The following is a 20,095-nucleotide window of genomic DNA, read 5'->3' as shown; positions in this document are numbered from 1 at the left end:
CGGTCCACAATGGACCGCGTCAGATCACCGTTCACGCTTCAGCAAGGAGCCGGCAGCGATGGCCCGCCGTAGTACGAAGACCCCGCCGCCCGACGACTCGTACGAGGAGAAGATCCTCGACATCGACGTCGTCGACGAGATGCAGGGCTCCTTCCTCGAGTACGCGTACTCGGTCATCTACTCCCGTGCCCTGCCGGACGCCCGCGACGGCCTCAAGCCGGTGCACCGCCGCATCGTCTACCAGATGAACGAGATGGGCCTGCGCCCCGAGCGCGGCTACGTGAAGTGCGCCCGTGTCGTCGGCGAGGTGATGGGCAAGCTGCACCCGCACGGCGACGCGTCGATCTACGACGCCCTGGTGCGCATGGCGCAGCCGTTCTCGATGCGTGTGCCCCTGGTGGACGGCCACGGCAACTTCGGCTCGCTCGGCAACGACGACCCGCCGGCCGCCATGCGGTACACCGAGTGCCGGATGGCCGAGGCGACGAGCCTGATGACGGAGTCCATCGACGAGGACACCGTCGACTTCGCCCCCAACTACGACGGCCAGGAGCAGGAGCCGGTGGCGCTGCCCGCCGCCTTCCCGAACCTGCTGGTCAACGGCGCCTCCGGCATCGCGGTCGGCATGGCCACCAACATGCCGCCGCACAACCTGCGCGAGGTCGTCGCGGCCGCCCGGCACCTCATCCGGCACCCGAACGCCGACCTCGAAGCCCTGATGAAGCACGTGCCGGGCCCGGATCTGCCCACCGGCGGCCAGATCGTCGGCCTGCCCGGCATCCGGGACGCCTACGAGAAGGGCCGCGGCACCTTCAGGATCCGGGCGACGGTCACCGTGGAGACGGTGACGGCCCGCCGCAAGGGCCTCGTCGTCACCGAGCTGCCCTTCACGGTCGGCCCCGAGAAGGTCATCGCGAAGATCAAGGACCTGGTCGGTTCCAAGAAGCTCCAGGGCATCGCCGACGTCAAGGACCTCACCGACCGTGAGCACGGGCTGCGCCTGGTCATCGAGATCAAGAACGGTTTCGTCCCGGAGGCGGTCCTCGAGCAGCTCTACAAGCTGACGCCGATGGAGGAGTCCTTCGGCATCAACAACGTCGCCCTGGTCGACGGCCAGCCCCTCACCCTGGGCCTCAAGGAGCTGCTGGAGGTCTATCTCGACCACCGCTTCGAGGTCGTGCGGCGGCGCAGCGAGTTCCGCCGCACCAAGCGCCGTGACCGCCTCCACCTGGTGGAGGGCCTGCTCACCGCCCTGGTGGACATCGACGAGGTCATCCGTCTCATCCGCTCCAGCGAGAACTCGGCGCAGGCCAAGCAGCGCCTGATGGACCGCTTCTCGCTGAGCGACGTGCAGACGCAGTACATCCTGGACACGCCGCTGCGCCGGCTGACCAAGTACGACCGCATCGAGCTGGAGGCGGAGAAGGACCGGCTCAACGCGGAGATCGAGGAGCTGACGCGGATCCTCGAGTCGGACGCGGAGCTGCGCAAGCTGGTCTCGGCCGAACTGGCGTCGGTGGCCAAGAAGTTCGGCACCGACCGGCGTACGGTGCTGATCGAGTCGCCGAGCACCCCGGTGGCCGCCGTTCCGCTCCAGGTGGCGGACGACCCGTGCCGGGTGCTGCTGTCCTCGACGGGTCTGCTGGCCCGCACCGCGAACGACGCTCCGCTCGTCACGGACGCCGGTGCCAAGCGCGTCAAGCACGACCTGATCGTCTCGTCGGTGCCGGCCACGGCCCGCGGCGAGGTGGGCGTGGTGACGTCCGGCGGACGCCTGCTGCGGGTGAACGTCGTGGACCTGCCCCAGCTCCCCGAGCCGATGCCGACGCCGAACCTGTCGGGCGGGGCGCCGCTCGCGGAGTTCGTGTCCCTGGAGGACGACGAGACGGTCGTCTGCCTGACCACGCTGGACGAGTCTTCGCCGGGTCTGGCGCTGGGCACGGAGCAGGGTGTCGTCAAGCGGGTAGTGCCCGACTACCCCTCCAACAAGGACGAGTTGGAGGTCATCACCCTCAAGGAGGGCGACCGGATCGTCGGCGCGGCCGAGCTGCGCACCGGCGAGGAGGACCTGGTCTTCATCACGGACGACGCCCAGTTGCTGCGCTACCAGGCCTCGCAGGTGCGTCCGCAGGGCCGGCCGGCGGGCGGGGTGGCGGGCATCAAGCTCGCCGAGGGCGCGAAGGTCATCTCCTTCACGGTGGTGGACCCGGCGGCGGACGCGGTCGTGTTCACGGTCGCGGGTTCGCGGGGCACGCTGGACGACTCCGTGCAGACCACGGCGAAGCTGACCCCGTTCGACCAGTACCCGCGCAAGGGCCGCGCCACGGGTGGCGTGCGCTGCCAGCGGTTCCTGAAGGGCGAGGACTGCCTGGCCCTGGCCTGGGCCGGCCCCGCCCCGGCTCGGGCGGCGCAGAAGAACGGCACCCCCGCCCAGCTCCCGGACATGGACCCGCGCCGCGACGGCTCGGGCGTGTCGCTGCCGAAGACGGTGGCGGTGGTGGCGGGCCCGGCCTAGACGGGGCGGGACGGGTTCCGGCGGAGGCTCAGGAGGTGAGCGGCGTTTCCTCGCCGCTCGGCTCCGCCGGGTCACCGTCCTCGGGGTCCGGTACGTAGCGCAGGACGCCCCACATGGCGTGCTCGTCGGCGTGCGGGACGTCGCTGCGGCAGCCGTCGAGTTCCTTGCGGAGCGCGGGGGCGTCGATGCCCGCGCCGATCAGGACGAGCTGGGTGAGGCGGGCGTCCGCGGACGGCCAGGGCTGCGGGTAGAAGCGCAGGAAGCGTCCGACGGCGTGCACGCCGTAGCGGTTCCGGGTGTCGTGCGGCCCGAAGTCGACGTGGCCCTTGATCCGGTAGAGGCCCTCGGGCCGGCTGTCCAGGAACCGCATCAGCCGGCGCGGGTCGAGCGGCACGTCGGAGACGAAGGACACGCTGTCGTAGGCGCTGTGCAGATGCCCGCCGTGCGTGTCGTCCGGCGAGTGGTCGTACAGGTCGTCGAAGGAGAGCTGCCCGATGCGCTCCTCACCGGGCCGGCAGTCGAACAGGAACTCCGGGTCGACGCGGCCCCAGGTCGCGGGGACCACGGCCGCGCGGTCGGTCAGGGAGTGGACCAGGGCGAGGACGCGGTCGGCGTCCGGGATCCGGTCGGTCTTGTTGACGACGACGAGGTCGGCCAGCGCCAGGTGCCGGTCGATCTCCGGGTGCCTGGCACGCGTGGCGTCGAACTCGGCGGCGTCCACGACCTCGACGAGGCCGCCGTAGACGATCTCCCGCTGTTCGCTGGCGAGCAGCATGCGTACGAGTTCCTGCGGCTCGGCCAGTCCGCTGGCCTCGATGACGATGACGTCGATGCCGGTCTCGGGCCGGGCGAGCCGTTCCAGGTATCCGTCGAGCTCGCCGGGGTCGACGGCGCAGCACAGGCATCCGTTGCCGAGCGAGACGGTGGAGTCGCCGAGCGCGCCGGCGACGGCCATGGCGTCGATCTCGATGGAGCCGAAGTCGTTGACGACGGCGCCGATGCGGCTGCCTCCGCTGCGGTGCAGGAGGTGGTTGAGCAGGGTGGTCTTCCCCGAGCCGAGGAATCCGGCGAGTACGACGACCGGGATCTGCCGGGAATCGGGGCTCTGGCCCACCGTGCGACCTCTCTCTCCTGTGCGTACGCCGGTCCGCGGCGGGGCGTACCGGCGGGAACGGAACTGCCCGCTCAGGATACGAGCAGGTGGAGTCCGGGCGAAGTGAACGATTGTTAGCAGCACTGGCGGGGCAGACGTTGGACATGGCGCCGGACCGTGCGACCCTCGCTTCCCTCCGTGCGCCTTCTCTCCGCCTCCCCGCCGGTCAGCGCCGCTCGGCACCCTGGAGGCGGCAAGCGCCGCCCATCGCTCGCCGGTCCCCGTCAGCCGACCCGCACTCGACGACCGGCGGCCGTCGCCTGATTCGGGGGTTGACATGGCCACACGGAAGAACGTCGTGGGGAGGTTCGGCCCCGCGGCAGCGGGGATGCTGCTCGCCACGGCAGGGATGACGCTGGCGCGCCTGTACGCGCGACAACTGGAGCAGCGGATGCACTGGGAGCTGCTGACGAGGGCGCTCGACGACCCGTCCCTGGCGGAGGTCATCGACACGTACGACAAGAGCATTCCGGCCGAGCGGCGCCGGCAGTTCTTCTATGCGAACGCGTGGTATGTGAGCCTTTACCATCTTCACCTCGCCGGCCTTCTGGATCAGGAGGAACTGTTCGGACGCCTGCGGGAGGTCTTCCATGCTCCGGTGATGCGGGAGTACTGGGAGGCGTCGAGGGAGCACCGCGCGTCGTTCAACGCGGCATCTCCCGAGTCACGCATCGGACGCATGGTGGACGGGCTCGTCAGGGACCTGGACGAGGCGGACTCGGAGGTGTGGTGGGTGGTGGGCACTCCCCCGGCGGTCTGACACCACCGGCGGCGAAAGCCGATCAGGTAATGACGTCGATTCCAGCGAGTGTCATTCGGCCCTGCAGCCACACCAGGCTCACTGGTCCCAGTAACGTGCGGAGCACGTTTTGCCCCACGTGTAAGGACAGGTACCCCTTGAAAATCGTGCGCCGCATCGGTGTGCCTCCCAGCTTGCGCGGTAGTACTTCCGGAGCGAGCTGCCCGGACCTCTTCGAACTGAGCGACGGCAATTTCGCCGTCATCGGCACGGAGGCCACCGAGGCGCTGGAGCGTGAGCTGCCCGCCGACGCCTCCCGCGCGGACTACGAACGCATCGTGGTCATCAGCAGGGAAACCCTGATCCGGGCCAAGGCCGACATCCCCGACGCCTGATCCCGTCCCCTCCGTCTCCGGCCGCACCCACCTCCCCGCGCCGGACGCCGCACCGGCGAGCAACCGGGCACCCCGTCCCTGCTCGACGCCCCGCCCATGGCCTGGCGCCCGAACGGCACCAGGCCCGGCGCGTCGCACCGTCACACGCTCACCGCTCAGCCGGCCACGGGCACACTGACCGGCGCTCCCGGCCCCACGTACCGCGCCGCCGGCCGGATGATCTTCGAGTCCTCGGCCTGCTCCAGGATGTTCGCGCTCCAGCCCACGACCCGTGCCGCGGCGAACGTCGGAGTGAACATCTCCCGCGGCAGACCGCACAGTTCCATGACCACGCCCGCGTAGAACTCGACGTTGGTGTGCAGTTCCCGCCCGGGTTTCAGCTCGGCGAGGATGGCCTCGACCTGCCGCTCCACCTCGACGGCGAACTCCACCCGCGGGCCGCCGAATTCCCGCGCCACCTCACGCAGCAGCCGGGAGCGGGGGTCCTCGGTCCGGTAGACCGCGTGGCCGAAGCCCATGATGCGGTCGCCGGCGAGCACGCGTTCCCGGATCCAGGGATCAATGCGCTCGCGTGTGCCGATCGCGTCCAGGGTGTCGAGCGCCCGGCTCGGCGCCCCTCCGTGCAGTGGCCCGGACAGAGCCGCCACGGCGCCGGTGAGACACGCCGCCACGTCCGCGCCCGTGGAGGCGATGACCCGCGCGGTGAAGGTTGACGCGTTGAAGCCGTGATCAATGGTGGAGATCAAGTACTGCTCGATCGCCCGCGTCCGCCGCTCGTCCGGCTCGGTGCCGGTCAGCATGTACAGGTAGTTCGCCGCGTACGGCAGATCCTCGCGGGGCTCCACGGGCTCCAGCCCCCGCCCCAGCCGGTGCAGCGCGGTGAGCAGCGTCGGCACCGCCGCGGCCGCCGCGAGGGTGTCCCGGCGGCGCTCGTCGGCGTCCGCGTCGTACACCGGCCGGAAACCCCTGGCCGCGCCCAGCAGGGACAGCGCCGTGCGCATCCCGGCGAGCGGCCCGGAGCGTCCGCCGGCCGCCGCGACCGCGGGCAGCGCCGTCCGCACCTCGTCGGGCAGCCGGCGCAGCGCGGCGGTCTCGGCGGCGAAGGCGGCCCCCCGCCGCGCGGCCGGCAGTTCGCCGTGGACCAGGAGGTGCCAGACGTCCTCGAAGCCCCGCGTCCGTGCCAGTTCCACGGCCGAGTACTGGCGGTAGTGGTAGAAGCCCTCAAGCCCTCTGACGTCTCCGACCTCGGTGTCGGCGACCACGACACCGGCGAGTCCTCGCGGCACATTGACAGACATGATGCGACCTCCTGTAGTTGATACAACTGTCCGCACTTGACCATCAACCTGTCAATATTGATTGAATCAACATGGCCCGCCATCCCGGCCCCGAGGATCGATACGGTGACCCCCATGCGCGATCAAGAGCCCGGCCTCCCCACCGACCCCGGCACCGAACGGCGTCTGACCACGCGGGAGGCCGCCGAGCTGCTGGGCGTGAAACCCGAGACCGTGTACGCGTACGTCAGCCGCGGACAGCTCAGCAGCCGGCGCGCGCCTGGGGGCCGGGGCAGCACCTTCGACGCCGAGGAGGTACGGACCCTCGGCAGGCGCAACCGCCGCGACGGCGGCACCGGCGTCTCGGCGGCCCCCGCCTCCGGCCAGGAGCTCTCCGTGCGCACGCGCATCACGCTCATCGACCAGGACCGGTACTACTACCGGGGCGTCGACGCCGTGGAGCTCGCCGCGCGCCACAGCTACGAGGAGGTCGCCGAGTGGCTGTGGACCGGGCGGATGCGCCCCGGCGCCTCGTTCACCGCGCCCGAGGCCTACGCGGCCGTCGCCCGGCGGGCCGTGGACTCCCTGCCCGAGCACGCCGGCCCCGCCGACCGGCTGCGTGTCGCCGTCGTCGCCGCCGCGGCCGCCGACCCGCTCCGCTTCGACCTGTCCGAGGACGCCGTGCTGGGCACCGCGCGGGTCCTCATCCCCACCCTGGTCGCCGCGCTGCCGCCCGTGCTGCGCGGCGACCCCGGAGACGGTCCGCTCGCCCACCGGCTGTGGACGCGGCTCAGCGGGCGTCCCGCCGACGAGGCGTCGCTGCGCGTCCTCGACACGGCGCTCTCCCTGCTCGTCGACCACGACCTGGCCGCCTCGACGCTCGCGGTGCGGGTCGCCGCGTCGGCCCGTGCGCACCCGTACGCCGCCGTCTCCGCCGGGCTCGGGGTGATCGAGGGCCCGCTGCACGGAGCGGCCGGCGGACTCGCCCACCGGATGCTGCTGGAGGTGCTCGACCGGGGCAGCGCGGCACCGGTGGTCGCCGAGGAACTGCGGGCCGGCCGCCGGATCCCGGGACTCGGCCACCGGCTCTACCGGGGCGAGGATCCACGCGCGCGGGCGCTGTTCGCTCTCCTGGAGGGTCTTCCCGAAGCCGCGTCCGCCCTCGCGGCGGCCCGCGACATCGTGGCCACCACCGCCCGCCACACCCCCCTGCACGCCAACGTCGACCTGGCGCTCGCCGTGTTCACCGCCTCCTCCGGCATGGCCTCGACAGCCGGCGAGACGATCTTCGCGGTGGCCCGGACGGCGGGCTGGATCGCGCACGCGCTGGAGGAGTACGGGGAGCGTCCGCTGCGGATGCGCCCCAGCGGTCTCTACTCGGGTCCGAGGCCGCCGCAGCCGCTCCCGGAGTAGCCCGAGGGCGCGGCTGGACGTCATCGCCGCCCAACTCAGGTTAGGCTCACCTCTGTGAGTACGTGCTCAACCGCCTCCCGGGAACTCGACGAACCCGTTTCGGGAACGGCCCCCGTCGCGCGGACCTGGCTGCTGCTCGAACAGCCGGGCCCGTGGGGCGCCAAGGCGCTCACGTCGAGCCATCTGGACCCCGCGCTGGGCCGCGCCCTGGAGGCCGCCGCCAAGGGCACGGGCGTCCGCATCGCGCTCATCCGCCGCCCCGGACGCCACGCGGACGCCGGCACCGTCACGGAACGCCGGGTGTACGCGGCGCACACGACGCCCGGGAACGTATGGCTGCACGCCGCCACGATCACGGACCCCCGGCGGCTGACGGACCTCGACTTCGCCGCGCTCGGCAGGGGCGACAGCCGCTCGTTCGACACGGCGCTGTCCGGCGGGTCACACACGGGCGGTCCGCTCGTCCTCGTGTGCACCAACGGCAAGCGCGACCGGTGCTGCGCGCTCCTCGGCCGGCCCCTGGCCGCGGAACTCGACGCCCGTGGAACCGAGGGCGTCTGGGAGGTCACCCACCTCGGAGGGCACCGCTTCTCGCCGACGATGCTCGTCCTGCCGTACGGGTACGCCTACGGCCGGGTCCGGGCCCATGACGTCGAGGCGATCGTCGAGGGCGTGCGGGAGGGCCGGATCGTGGTGGACGACTGCCGCGGCAACTCGGCGTGGGAGCGGCCCGGGCAGGCCGCCGAACTCGCCGTGCGTGCGGCGCTCGGCGAGGACGCCGCGCAGGTGCTGAGCGTCGTCGGCACGGACGGCTGCGCACCGCGCTGGGAGGTGACCGTGGCCCACGTCGACGGGCGGCACTGGAGGGTGACCGTCGTCCAGGGGGCGTCGCTGCCCGCCCGCCCGGAGAGCTGCGGGACATCGGTGCTCGGCTCGCCGGCCCGGATGGACGTCACGGCGGTGCGGGAACTCGCGGTGACGGCGCTGGCGAGCTGAGGTTCCCCCGCCGCGCGAGATCCGCGCCACACCCGGCCGCGCCCCGCTGCGCCCCCACGTACCGTCATGGATATGAGCTCCACTCCCCCCGTACGGCGTCTGCGCCTCGGCCTGCCTCGGCGGGTGTTCTCGCAGGTGCTGCTGATGCAGCTCGCGATCGCCGCGGGAGTCGCGGTGCTCGCCACCGGGCTGTTCCTGGCGCCGCTCGGTAACCAGCTCGACGACCAGGCGATGCGCCGCGCCCTCGCCATCGCGCAGACCACCGCGCAGCAGCCCCAGATCGTCCGGGACCTGCGCGGCACCCCGCCGACGCCGGGCGGCCCGGTGCAGCGGGAGGCGGAGCGGATCCGGGAGGCGACCAAGGCGGAGTACGTCGTCGTGATGGACCGCCACGGCGTGCGCTGGTCCCACCCCGACCCGGCGCGGATCGGCTCGGTCGTGTCCACCGACCCCGGGCAGGCCCTGGCCGGCCGGGAGGTCATGGAGATCGACGACGGCACCCTGGGGCGTTCCGCGCGCGGCAAGGTGCCGTTGCGCGACGCCGACGGGGACGTCGTGGGGGCGGTCTCGGTCGGCATCGCGTACGACAGCGTCCGGGCCCGGCTGATCCACGCCATCCCCGGCCTGCTCGCCTACGCCGGGGGCGCCCTGGCCGTGGGCGCGCTGGCCGCCTGGCTGATCTCGCGCCGGGTCCAGCGGCAGACCCGGGACCTGGCCTTCTCCGACATCGCGGGGCTGCTCGCGGAGCGCGAGGCGATGCTGCACGGCATCCGGGAGGGCGTCGTCGCCCTGGACCGCGACGGCCGGATCCGGCTGCTCAACGACGAGGCGCAGCGCCTGCTGGGCATCGGCGGCGAGGCCGTGGGCCGCTCCCCCGACGAGGCGCTCGGGGCGGGCCGCAGCGCCGACGTCCTGGCCGGCCGGGTCACCGGCACCGACCTGCTGACGGTGCGCGGCCAGCGGGTCCTGGTCGCCAACCGGATGCCCACCGGCGACGGCGGCGCCGTCGCCACCCTGCGCGACCGCACCGAGCTGGACCAGCTCGGCCGGGAGCTGGACTCGACGCGCGGCCTGATCGACGCCCTGCGCGCGCAGGACCACGAGCACGCCAACCGCATGCACACGCTGCTGGGGCTGCTGGAGCTGGAGATGTACGACGACGCCGTGGAGTTCGTCGGCGAGGTGGTCGGCGACCACCGGGCCACCGCGGAGCAGATCACCGAACGGGTCCGGGACCCGCTGCTGGCCGCGCTGCTGGTCGGCAAGGCGACCGTCGCCGCCGAACGCGGTGTGACCCTGTGGGTGTCGGACCGGACGCGGCTGCCGGACCGCCTGGTCGACCCCCGGAGCCTCGTCACGGTCGTCGGCAACCTGGTCGACAACGCGCTGGACGCCGTCGCGGGCGCACCTCACGCGCGCGTGGAGGTCGAGCTGCGCGCGGAGGGCCGCGCGGTGACGCTGTCGGTGCGCGACAACGGGCCGGGCATCCCGGCGGACCACCGCGAGCTGGTGTTCACGGAAGGGTGGTCCACGAAGGAACCTCCGGCGCACCGCCAGCGCGGCATCGGGCTGTCCCTGGTGCGCAGGTTCGCGGAGCGGCAGGGGGGCAGCGCCACCGTCGGCGCGGCGCACGGCGGGGGCGCGGAGTTCGTCGTCGTGCTGCCCGAGGCACTGGCCGGGACGGACCGGCGGCCCGCCCTCGCCTCCGCCCCGGACACCGGCGTCGTCAGTACCGTCTCCGAGGAGGAGTCCCGATGATCGAGGTCCTGGTCGTGGACGACGACACGCGGGTCGCGCAGGTCAACGCCGCCTACGTCGAGAAGGTGCCGGGCTTCCACGTGGCCGGCGAGGCGCACAGCGCGGCGGAAGCGCTGCGAGGCCTGGAGACCCTGCCCCGCGTGGACCTGATCCTGCTGGACCACTACCTGCCCGACCGGACCGGTCTGGAGGTCGTCCAGGAGATGCGGCGACGCGGTCACCAGACCGACGTGATCATGGTGACGGCGGCGCGGGACGTGTCGACCGTCCAGGCCGCGATGCGCCAGGGAGCCCTGCAGTACCTGGTCAAGCCGTTCGCCTTCACGGGCCTGCGCGCCAAGCTGGCGGCGTACGCGGAACTGCGGCGCACACTCGACGGCGGCGGTGAGGCGGAGCAGGCCGAGGTGGACCGGATCTTCGGCGCCCTGTCGGCGCCGTCGGAGCCGGGGCTGCCCAAAGGGCACTCCCCCACCACCGCGGAGCTGGTGCGCCAGTGCCTGATGAAGGCGGACGGGCCGCTCTCCGCCCAGGAGATCGCGGAGCGGACCGGCGTGAGCCGCCAGACCGCGCAGCGCTACCTGAAGCTCCTGGAGCGTACGGGACGGGCCCGGCTGACCCTCAAGTACGGCGACGCCGGCCGTCCGGAGCACCGCTACGAGTGGGCGACCCGCGCCTGAGAAGCGCCGAGCCGCCGTTGCCTACACGGCGCCCGCGCCCGTGAGCGACCGCACCTCCGTCTCGGCGTGCCTGGCCTCGTCCGGGGCCTCCCGGGAGGTGACCGTGCCGAGCCAGCCCGCGACGAAGCCCAGCGGGATCGACACGAGCCCGGGGTTCTGCAGCGGGAACAGCTGGAAGTCGACGTCCGGGAACAGCGACTGCGAGCTGCCCGACACCACGGGCGACAGCAGCACCAGCACGACGGCCGGGATCAGCCCGCCGTACACGGCCCACACGGCGCCCCGGGTGGTGAAGCGGCGCCAGAAGAGCGAGTAGAGCAGCACCGGCAGGTTGGCGGACGCGGCGACGGCGAAGGCCAGTCCCACCAGGAAGGCGACGTTGAGGTCGCGGGCGAGCAGGCTCAGCGCGATCGCGACGGCGCCGATCCCGACGGCGGCGACGCGCGCCACGGCGACCTCGCTGCGCGGCTCGCTGCCACGGCGGCGCAGGGACGCGTACAGGTCGTGGGCCACGGAGGCCGAGGAGGCCAGGGTGATGCCGGCGACCACCGCGAGGATGGTGGCGAAGGCGACGGCGGCGACGACCGCGAACAGCACCGTGCCCCCGGTGGAATCCGCGCCGCCTCCGAGGTCGAGCGCGAGCAGCGGCACCGCGGTGTTGCCCGCCGCGTTCGACGCTCTGACGGCCTCCGGTCCGACCACGGCGGCCGCGCCGAAGCCGAGGACGATCGTCATCAGGTAGAAGCCGCCGATGAGGCCGATCGACCAGACGACCGACCGCCGGGCCGCGCGGGCGGTGGGCACGGTGTAGAAGCGGGACAGGATGTGCGGCAGCCCGGCCGTGCCCAGCACCAGGGCGAGGCCGAGGCTGATGAAGTCGAAGCGGGAGGTCCAGTCCCCGCCGTACGCCAGTCCGGGCGCGAGGAACGACTCGCCGTGGCCGCTGCGGTCGGCCGCCGTGCGCAGCAGCCGGTCGATGTCGCCGTGGAAGCGCATCAGGACGAGCGCGGTCAGCGCCACCGTGCCGCCGAGCAGCAGGACCGCCTTCACGATCTGGATCCAGGTGGTGGCCCGCATCCCGCCCAGCGACACATAGATCACCATGAGCGCGCCGACGGCGACGACGGTCCAGGTCCGCGCCGCGTCGCCGGTGCCCCCGAGCAGCAGCGCGACCAGGCTGCCCGCGCCCACCATCTGCGCCACCAGATAAAGAACGGACACGGTGACCGAGGAGGTTCCCGCCGCGATCCGCACCGGGCGTTCCCTCATGCGCGCGGCCACGACGTCGGCGAGGGTGAACCGTCCGCAGTTGCGCACGAGTTCGGCGACCAGGAACAGCACGACGAGCCAGGCGACCAGGAAGCCGACCGAGTACAGCATGCCGTCGTAGCCGTAGAGCGCGATGAGGCCCGAGATCCCCAGGAAGGACGCGGCCGACATGTAGTCACCCGCGATGGCGAAACCGTTCTCCATCGGGGAGAACAGGCGGCCGCCCGCGTAGAACTCCTCGGCGGAGCCGTGGCGGTTGCGGCTGACCCACGTCGTGATGCCCAGGGTGACGGCGACGAAGGTGCTGAACAGCAGCAGGGCCAACGTCTGGTGATCGCCCGTCATGAGGCACCGCCCCTGACGCCGCGGGTCAGTTCCTGGGTGTCCCAGCGCAGTTCGAGCGCGGCCCGGTCCCTGCGCAGCCGCGCGTGACGCGCGTACGCCCAGGTGAGCAGGAACGTGGTGAGGAACTGACCGAGCCCCGCGAGCATCGCCACGTTCACGGATCCGGCGACCGGGCGGGCCATCAGCCCGGGCGCCGCCGTGGCGGTCACCACGTAGGCGAGGTACCAGACCAGGAATGCGGCCACCGCCGGCACCACGAACCTCCGGTAGCGGCTGCGGACTTCCTGGAAGGCCGCGCTGCGCTGTACCTCCAGGTACACCTCGGCCGCGCCCCGGGGTGCCGGTCCCGTCGCTTCCCGGCGCGCCCGCGGCACCGGTGCCACATGGCCTTCCGGGCCCGCCGGCTCGCCCCAGCCGGAAGCGAGGGCGTCGTACCAGGGGTCGTCGTACCCCGGCGTCTCGGCACCGGCACGGTCCCGGACCTCGCGGTGGCCGGCCGCTCCGCCGGGACCGTCCCCGGCGAGGCGGGAGCGATCATTGCTTGACTGCATGCCCAAGGATGGACAGAACGGGAAGATCCGCGACTCTTCTTCCCCGCCCGCTTCACCCCATCAGGTGACCGCCTCGCCGGTGGGGCGTGGATCTTCCCGTCGCCGCGGGGACCCGCCGCTACGCGTCGATGCGCGACCGGTCCAGCGTCGCCGCCGAGTTGGAGATGAACTCCTTGCGGGGGGCGACGTCGTTGCCCATGAGCAGATCGAAGACCTGCTCGGCGGACTCCAGGTCGGTCAGGTTGATCCGGCGCAGGGTGCGGCGCCGCGGGTCCATGGTGGTCTCGGCCAGTTGGTCGGCGTCCATCTCACCGAGGCCCTTGTACCGCTGGATGGAGTCCTTGTACCGGACACCCTTGGTCTGGAACTCCAGGAGCTTGTCGCGCAGTTCGCGGTCCGAGTACGTGTAGACGTACTTGTCCTGGCCCTTCTTCGGCTGGACGAGTTCGATGCGGTGCAGGGGCGGCACCGCGGCGAAGACCCGGCCGGCCTCGACCATGGGCCGCATGTAGCGGTGGAACAGCGTCAGGAGCAGCGTCCGGATGTGGGAGCCGTCCACATCGGCGTCGGTCATCATGATGATCTTGCCGTAGCGGGCCGTGTCGATGTCGAAGGTGCGGCCCGAGCCGGCTCCTATGACCTGGATGATCGCGCCGCACTCGGCGTTCTTCAGCATGTCCGACACGGACGACTTCTGGACGTTGAGGATCTTGCCGCGGATCGGCAGCAGCGCCTGGAACTCGGAGTTCCGGGCGAGCTTCGCCGTGCCCAGCGCGGAGTCGCCCTCGACGATGAACAGCTCGCTGCGGTCGACGTCGTCGCTGCGGCAGTCGGCGAGCTTCGCGGGCAGCGACGAGGACTCCAGGGCCGTCTTGCGACGCTGGGCGTCCTTGTGCTGGCGGGCGGCGATGCGCGTACGCGCGGCGGCGACGGCCTTCTCCATGACCACGCGGGCCTGCTGGGCGGCGTCGCGCTTGGTCGAGGTCAGGAACGCCTTGAGTTCCTTGCTGATCACGTTGTTCACGATGCGGCGGGCCGCCGAGGTGCCGAGGACCTCCTTCGTCTGCCCCTCGAACTGCGGCTCGGCGAGGCGGACGGTCACGACCGCCGTCAGCCCCTCCAGGGCGTCGTCCTTGACGATGTCGTCCTCGGCGACGCGCAGCAGCTTCTTGGCGCGCAGCACCTCGTTCATCGTCCGGGCGACCGCCTGCTCGAAGCCGGCGACGTGGGTACCGCCCTTGGGCGTGGCGATGATGTTGACGAAGGACTTGACCGTGGTGTCGTACCCGGTGCCCCAGCGCATGGCGACGTCGACCCCGAGCTCGCGGGTGACCTCGGTGGGGGTCATCTGCCCGTACTCGTCGAGGACCGGGACGGTCTCCTTGAAGGTGCCCTGACCGGTGAAGCGCAACACGTCGCAGACGGGCCTGTCGCCGGCCAGGAACTCGCAGAACTCGCTGATGCCGCCGTCGAAGCGGAAGGATTCCTCACCCTTGCTGCCGCCGTCACCGAGGCCGAACTCGTCGCGGACGACGATCGTCAGTCCGGGCACCAGGAACGCGGTCTGGCGGGCGCGCTGGTGCAGGGTCTCCAGGGACAGCTTCGCGTCCTTGAGGAAGATCTGCCGGTCCGCCCAGTAGCGCGTGCGCGTGCCGGAGCGGGTCTTGGGGATCTTCTTGGCCTTGCGCAGTCCGCTCTTGGGCTCGAACTTGGCATCCGGCCCCGCGCCCGTGAACGCGCCGGGGACGCCGCGCCGGAAGCTGATGGCGTGCGTGTGCCCTCCGCGGTCCACCTCGACGTCCAGCCGGCTGGACAGGGCGTTCACCACGGAGGCGCCGACGCCGTGCAGACCGCCCGAGGCGGCGTAGGAGCCGCCGCCGAACTTGCCGCCGGCGTGCAGCTTGGTCATGACGACCTCTACGCCGGACAGGCCGGACTTGGGCTCGATGTCGACCGGGATGCCCCGGCCGTTGTCACGGACCTCCACCGAGGCGTCGTCGTGGAGGATCACCTCGATGTGGTCGCAGTAGCCGCCGAGGGCCTCGTCGACGGAGTTGTCGATGATCTCCCAGAGGCAGTGCATCAGACCACGGCTGTCGGTCGATCCGATGTACATGCCCGGACGCTTGCGCACGGCCTCGAGCCCCTCGAGGACGAGCAGGTGCCGCGCGGTGTAGTTGGATCCGTCCCGGTCTGCTCCTGCCAGCAGCGCAGTGGACGGCACGGACGTATCGGCGGTCACGCGGTTCGCTCCTCGCTGAATTTCAGATGGGGCCCCGCTGGGTAAAGGCGCGGCTCGGTTCACCGGTCAGAGGGTACCGAGGCCTGGTAGAGCCGTTGTAACGCCACCCTCGTCGAGAACTCACCCTAGTCCACTGTCGCATGCGTGTTCGATCCCTCGATGGAGTGAAGTACACATCACGTTCCCTTCGAGGCATGAACCATTTAGGCTCCGGGCACGTCCTCATGAACAAACCGGCAACCCAGCCGGGTGGGACCGACCACCGACCGACTGCGCGAACCCGTACGACACAGAGACACGCAATACGGCACATTCGCCGCCAACCGGCAACAGCCGGCCACTCGGAAGAAATTTTTTCGAGGAAAAGCCACGAGCGGGAACGTTTTGGGGCTGGTTGGATGTTGACCCTGGTACGACAGCTCGTCGAGCTAGAGAAGAGGCGACGTGACTACTGTTCTGACTTCCGCGAGCCCGCTGACGGCCGCCGATCGCTGCGACCGCTGCGGCGCCCAGGCATACCTGCGCGTCGTCCTGCTGAGCGGCGGAGAACTGCTCTTCTGCGCCCACCACGGTCGCAAGTTCGAGCCGGAACTCAAGAAGATCGCCGCTGAGATACAGGACGAGACGGAGCGGCTGACCGCTGTTCCGGCCTCTTCCCCCGAGGAAGAGCGCTGACCCTACGCGCCCGACGACGAGCGAACCCGGCACAGGCCGACAAACGGGCGGCCGCCTCCACCGGAGGCGGCCGCCCGTGCTGTGCCCGTGGAGCGCGTCAGGCGCCGTGGGGCCGGTGCGCGGCCGTCTCCCAGCCGAGGGCCCGCAGAGCGGCGGAGACGCGCGTGTAGACCCCCGGACTGCCGGGCCGCCCGCAGCCGCTCCCCCAGGACACGAGCCCGATCAGCCGCCCCTGGGCGACCAGCGGCCCTCCGCTGTCCCCCTGGCAGGCGTCCCGCCCGCCCGTCTCCTCCCCGGCGCACATCATGCTGCCGGCGAGGTACGTTCCGTCACCGCCTCCGGGATACGCCCGTTCACACTCCGCGTCGGGCAGAACACGCACACGTGACGCCCGCAGACCGTTGGCGTAGTCCCCGGCCCCCGAGATGTCCCCCCAGCCGTAGACGAACGCCCCGGTCTCCGGGGTGTACGCCGGGTCCCCCTCGGCCGCCATGCCTATGGTCGAGCCGGCCGGGAGGGCCCGCGAGAGGGTGAGGACGGCGAAGTCGCCGGCGTTGGTGGCGTCGTCGTACGCGGGGTTCACCCAGACGTCCCGCACCGGGATCTCGGCTCCCTCGTCGGAGAGCAGGTCGGTGCGCCCCGCGATGACCTTGAGGTCGGACACCTTCTCGGGCGGGGAGCCCAGCACCTCTTTCGCCAGGCAGTGGGCCGCCGTGAGCACGGTGGTGCGGCCGACGGCCACGCCCCCGCAGAACTGTCCCGCGCGCGTACCTCCGAACCGGTCACGGCTGGACAGGGCCACGGTCCACGGACTGTCGGACACGTCGACGGGGAAACCCCCGACGACGATGCTGTCGGCGTAGGCGGGGGCGGCGGACACCAGCGGTATCGCGGTCGCCGCGGCCGCCAGGACCAGCGGCCCGGCCAGGGCCCGGGCAAAGAGGCGACGCATACGGACTCCTCACTGAGGGTGGACAGGGAACACCCAGAGTGATCCAGCCCGTCGTACCTCGCACCCGCTGGCCCACACGAAGGCCCGGCCCCCCGTGCGGGGAAACCGGGCCTTGCGGTCGTACGCCCGCGACTAGTCGAGGTAGTCGCGCAGGACCTGCGAGCGGGACGGGTGGCGCAGCTTCGACATCGTCTTGGACTCGATCTGGCGGATGCGCTCACGCGTGACGCCGTACACCTTGCCGATCTCGTCGAGGGTCTTCGGCTGACCGTCGGTGAGACCGAACCGCATGGAGACGACGCCCGCCTCGCGCTCGGACAGGGTGTCCAGGACGGAGTGGAGCTGCTCCTGCAGCAGCGTGAAGCTGACGGCGTCGGCCGGGACGACCGCCTCGGAGTCCTCGATGAGGTCACCGAACTCGCTGTCGCCGTCCTCGCCGAGCGGGGTGTGCAGCGAGATGGGCTCGCGGCCGTACTTCTGGACCTCGATGACCTTCTCCGGGGTCATGTCGAGTTCCTTGGCCAGCTCCTCCGGGGTGGGCTCGCGGCCCAGGTCCTGGAGCATCTGGCGCTGCACGCGGGCGAGCTTGTTGATGACCTCGACCATGTGCACCGGGATACGGATGGTGCGGGCCTGGTCGGCCATGGCGCGGGTGATCGCCTGACGGATCCACCAGGTGGCGTACGTGGAGAACTTGTAGCCCTTGGTGTAGTCGAACTTCTCGACCGCGCGGATCAGACCGAGGTTGCCCTCCTGGATGAGGTCCAGGAAGAGCATGCCGCGGCCGGTGTAGCGCTTGGCCAGGGAGACCACGAGCCGGAGGTTGGCCTCCAGGAGGTGGTTCTTGGCGCGGCGGCCGTCCTCGGCGATGATCTCCAGCTCGCGCTTGAGCTTCGGGGCGAGCTTGTCGGAGTTCGCGAGCTTGTCCTCGGCGAACAGGCCCGCCTCGATGCGCTTGGCGAGTTCGACCTCCTGCTCGGCGTTGAGCAGGGGGACCTTGCCGATCTGCTTGAGGTAGTCCTTGACCGGGTCGGCGGTGGCGCCGGCCGCGGCGACCTGCTGGGCGGGCGCGTCGTCCTCGTCCTCGTCGGAGAGCACGAAGCCGGCGTTCTCGGTGCCCTCGGGCTCCTCGGTGGCCGCCTTCGGCTCCTCGATCGCCTCGTCGTCGAGAAGCTCGGCGTCGTCCTTCTTGGAGGTGGCCTTCTTCGTCGCCGTCTTCTTGGCGGTGGTCTTCTTCGTGGCCGCCTTCTTGGCGGTCGTCTTCTTGGCCGCCGCCTTCTTGACGGTCGACTCTTCCTCGGCGGTGGGGTCGGTGGCGGGCGCCGCCGCGGTGGCGGGGGCGGTGGCCTTCCTGCTGGTCACCGTCTTCGCCGCGACCGCCTTGGTGGCGGTGCGCTTGGCGGGGCTCTTCGCTGCGACGCTCTTTCGGGTGCGCTTGGGCTCTGCGGCACTGACCATCAGCGTCACACCCTCTTCCTCGAGGATCTGGTTGAGGCTGCGCAGTACGTTCTTCCACTGAGTGGCCGGAATCTGGTCAGCTTCGAAGGCCCGACGCACGTCGTCGCCGGCGATCTGCCCCTCAGCCTTTCCCCGCTCAATGAGAGCCATGACAGAGACGGACTCGGCGATCTCCGGCGGGAGCGTACGGGATGTGCTGGCCGACACGAACAACCTCTCGGAACGTTGGAAAACGGCTTCCGGCCCCGTCCGGGACGGACAGGAGCCGACCGCCGGCTTGGGGATGGGCCGACGGCGCGGGCGGGGGCCGGGGAGAGGCACAGCGCCGTGAACGGCGTCCGTATTCCTTCCGCGGCTGTCACCTCTTAGGTCATCGCGTTGACCCCAGGAGCGTTACGCCCATTCCGCGTGGCCCGAGTCACACCCCGTAAGCATTCAAAACCGGTCAAGTGGTAACAAATGAGGTCGCCGATGATGACGTCGAAGACCGCGCCGGGTCCTCGGCGTCTCATCGCACCGCCGGAAGAGTACGGAGACCGTCGGACCTCGCGGGACCGGTCGGGGCCCGCGAGGTCCGAGCGGCGGCGCACGGGACGGCCACTGCCACAGGAGGGGTCCGGCCCGGCCGTCGCGCGCCGTGTCGGCGGAACGCGGTCAGTGCTCGCGCGGGGCGGGCACCACACGCTCCACCTCGGGGTGGACGGTCAGGAGCTGGCGCATGGCGGCCTCGGCCGCAGCTCCGTCACCGGCGGCCAGGGCGTCGACGATCCGGCCGTGCTGCGCCAGCGACGCGTCGTTCGGCCGGTCACAGCCGGTGACCGGGCCGCCCGAGACCTGGAGGGCGGCGGACACGATGCCGGACAGGTGGTCCAGCATGCGGTTGCCCGCGACCTGGATGAGCAGGGTGTGGAACTCGGCGTCCGCTCGCGAGAAGGTCAGGGCGTCCCCCTGTGTCATGGCATGGCCCATGATCCCGACCATGTCGCACAGCCGCTGCTGGACGTCCTCGCGTCCGTGCCCGGCGGCCAGGCGCGCGGCCAGGGGTTCGATGGTCCAGCGCAGCTCATTCAGCTCGCGGCGCTGATCGTCGCGCTGCGGGCCGAACGCACGCCATTCGATGATGTCGGGGTCGAGGAGATTCCAGTCACTGACGGGGCGCACGCGCGTGCCGACGTTCGGACGCGCGCTGACCAGCCCCTTGGCCTCAAGGACACGGAGCGATTCACGGACGACGGTGCGGGAAACCTCAAAACGCTGGCCGATCTCCTCCGGCACCAGCGGACGGTCGGCGCCCAGGTCACCCGAAACGATCATCTGGCCGAGCTGCTGGACGAGTTGCCCGTGCAGTCCGCGCCCGCGGCTGCCCGCGGTACGCCGGCCCACACGCCCCAGCTCGGGCTCCGCCCCTTCCCAGGCGGGCGCCCCGACGCGGTCGACGGCGGGCGCCTCGGCGTAGGGGTAGCGGTCGAGTTCGCCCGGGTTCGCGAGGCCGGAGTCGGCGGAGCGGGCGGCGGTCATCATGGTGTGCGCAAGGGTACTCACGCATCCTTTGTCGGCCCCGTCCTCAACTCCCTTGAGGGCTTTGGTGAAAAGCACACGAAAGGGTGATCGCTCACCCCGTCGCAATTGACGCCTTATCAGAAAGAAATGGGCTTTCCCCGGGGAGTTGCGCACACGGTC

The 20,095-nt window shown here is 71.4% G+C and carries 16 protein-coding genes; 8 read left to right on the top strand and 8 right to left on the bottom strand.

Going from position 1 to position 20,095, the window contains the following annotated elements; genetic code table 11:
- Positions 1-58: 58 nt before the first annotated feature.
- Positions 59-2,515: a DNA topoisomerase (ATP-hydrolyzing) subunit A gene (locus ACH499_RS12380; protein ID WP_399015282.1), complete on the top strand. Its 2,457-nt coding sequence runs from the start codon at positions 59-61 to the stop codon at positions 2,513-2,515.
- Between the two features lie 28 nt (positions 2,516-2,543).
- Here the strand turns inward: ACH499_RS12380 and ACH499_RS12375 are convergent, their stop codons facing one another.
- Positions 2,544-3,629: a CobW family GTP-binding protein gene (locus ACH499_RS12375; RefSeq protein WP_399015280.1), complete on the bottom strand. Its 1,086-nt coding sequence runs from the start codon at positions 3,627-3,629 to the stop codon at positions 2,544-2,546.
- 316 nt (positions 3,630-3,945) lie between these two features.
- On the opposite strand from ACH499_RS12375, the gene ACH499_RS12370 reads away from it, so the two are divergent.
- Both ACH499_RS12370 and ACH499_RS12365 read left to right on the top strand, forming a co-directional pair.
- Complete coding sequence (locus ACH499_RS12370) at positions 3,946-4,428, top strand: DUF6082 family protein (RefSeq protein WP_399015278.1); 483 nt, start codon at positions 3,946-3,948, stop codon at positions 4,426-4,428.
- Between the two features lie 137 nt (positions 4,429-4,565).
- Positions 4,566-4,802 carry a hypothetical protein gene (locus ACH499_RS12365; protein ID WP_399015277.1) on the top strand — a complete coding sequence of 79 codons (237 nt, stop codon included), beginning with the start codon at positions 4,566-4,568 and terminating at the stop codon, positions 4,800-4,802.
- A 155-nt stretch (positions 4,803-4,957) separates the two neighbouring features.
- Here ACH499_RS12365 and ACH499_RS12360 read toward each other — a convergent pair whose 3' ends face one another.
- A complete protein-coding gene (locus ACH499_RS12360; protein ID WP_399015275.1) occupies positions 4,958-6,100 on the bottom strand; it encodes a citrate synthase/methylcitrate synthase in 1,143 nt (380 codons plus the stop codon).
- A gap of 114 nt (positions 6,101-6,214) precedes the next feature.
- Here ACH499_RS12360 and ACH499_RS12355 point away from each other — a divergent pair, with 114 nt between their 5' ends.
- The 4 genes from ACH499_RS12355 (at position 6,215) to ACH499_RS12340 (ending at position 10,923) form a co-directional block, all read left to right on the top strand.
- Positions 6,215-7,492 (top strand): citrate/2-methylcitrate synthase, encoded by a 1,278-nt coding sequence (locus ACH499_RS12355; protein ID WP_399015273.1) that lies wholly within the window; start codon positions 6,215-6,217, stop codon positions 7,490-7,492.
- Positions 7,493-7,546: 54 nt separating this feature from the next.
- Positions 7,547-8,488 carry a sucrase ferredoxin gene (locus ACH499_RS12350; protein WP_399015270.1) on the top strand — a complete coding sequence of 314 codons (942 nt, stop codon included), beginning with the start codon at positions 7,547-7,549 and terminating at the stop codon, positions 8,486-8,488.
- A 72-nt stretch (positions 8,489-8,560) separates the two neighbouring features.
- Entirely contained in the window at positions 8,561-10,246 is a 1,686-nt protein-coding gene (locus ACH499_RS12345; protein WP_399015268.1) for an ATP-binding protein, read from the top strand.
- On the top strand, positions 10,243-10,923 hold the full coding sequence (locus ACH499_RS12340) for a response regulator (protein ID WP_356203256.1): 681 nt from the start codon (positions 10,243-10,245) through the stop codon (positions 10,921-10,923). Before ACH499_RS12345 ends, ACH499_RS12340 begins: the two co-directional genes overlap by 4 nt.
- A gap of 21 nt (positions 10,924-10,944) precedes the next feature.
- Here ACH499_RS12340 and ACH499_RS12335 read toward each other — a convergent pair whose 3' ends face one another.
- The 3 genes from ACH499_RS12335 to ACH499_RS12325 all read right to left on the bottom strand — a co-directional run bounded on the left by ACH499_RS12335 (position 10,945) and on the right by ACH499_RS12325 (position 15,330).
- A complete protein-coding gene (locus ACH499_RS12335; protein ID WP_399015265.1) occupies positions 10,945-12,537 on the bottom strand; it encodes a cation acetate symporter in 1,593 nt (530 codons plus the stop codon).
- Entirely contained in the window at positions 12,534-13,088 is a 555-nt protein-coding gene (locus ACH499_RS12330; RefSeq protein WP_399015263.1) for a DUF485 domain-containing protein, read from the bottom strand. Before ACH499_RS12330 ends, ACH499_RS12335 begins: the two co-directional genes overlap by 4 nt.
- A 118-nt stretch (positions 13,089-13,206) precedes the next feature.
- A complete protein-coding gene (locus tag ACH499_RS12325) occupies positions 13,207-15,330 on the bottom strand; it encodes a DNA topoisomerase IV subunit B (protein ID WP_356203251.1) in 2,124 nt (707 codons plus the stop codon).
- Between the two features lie 444 nt (positions 15,331-15,774).
- On the opposite strand from ACH499_RS12325, the gene ACH499_RS12320 reads away from it, so the two are divergent.
- Positions 15,775-16,005 carry a hypothetical protein gene (locus tag ACH499_RS12320; protein ID WP_122618489.1) on the top strand — a complete coding sequence of 77 codons (231 nt, stop codon included), beginning with the start codon at positions 15,775-15,777 and terminating at the stop codon, positions 16,003-16,005.
- 97 nt (positions 16,006-16,102) lie between these two features.
- Here the strand turns inward: ACH499_RS12320 and ACH499_RS12315 are convergent, their stop codons facing one another.
- From ACH499_RS12315 to whiH, 3 genes are all read right to left on the bottom strand, one after another.
- On the bottom strand, positions 16,103-16,957 hold the full coding sequence (locus tag ACH499_RS12315; protein WP_399015260.1) for a S1 family peptidase: 855 nt from the start codon (positions 16,955-16,957) through the stop codon (positions 16,103-16,105).
- A 132-nt stretch (positions 16,958-17,089) separates the two neighbouring features.
- The gene (locus tag ACH499_RS12310; RefSeq protein ID WP_399015258.1) at positions 17,090-18,622 is read right to left on the bottom strand and encodes an RNA polymerase sigma factor; all 1,533 of its coding nucleotides are present in this window, start codon (positions 18,620-18,622) and stop codon (positions 17,090-17,092) included.
- 447 nt (positions 18,623-19,069) lie between these two features.
- Positions 19,070-19,957 carry a sporulation transcriptional regulator WhiH gene (gene whiH / locus ACH499_RS12305; RefSeq protein WP_356203246.1) on the bottom strand — a complete coding sequence of 296 codons (888 nt, stop codon included), beginning with the start codon at positions 19,955-19,957 and terminating at the stop codon, positions 19,070-19,072.
- Between the last annotated feature and the right edge of the window lie 138 nt (positions 19,958-20,095).

Origin of the sequence: Streptomyces sp. NPDC018947 (genome assembly GCF_044390505.1) — a bacterium.
Taxonomy (GTDB): Bacteria; Actinomycetota; Actinomycetes; order Streptomycetales; family Streptomycetaceae; genus Streptomyces.
The sequence above is the reverse complement of the archived record's forward strand: the minus strand, read 5'-3'. Positions and strand labels throughout refer to the sequence as shown.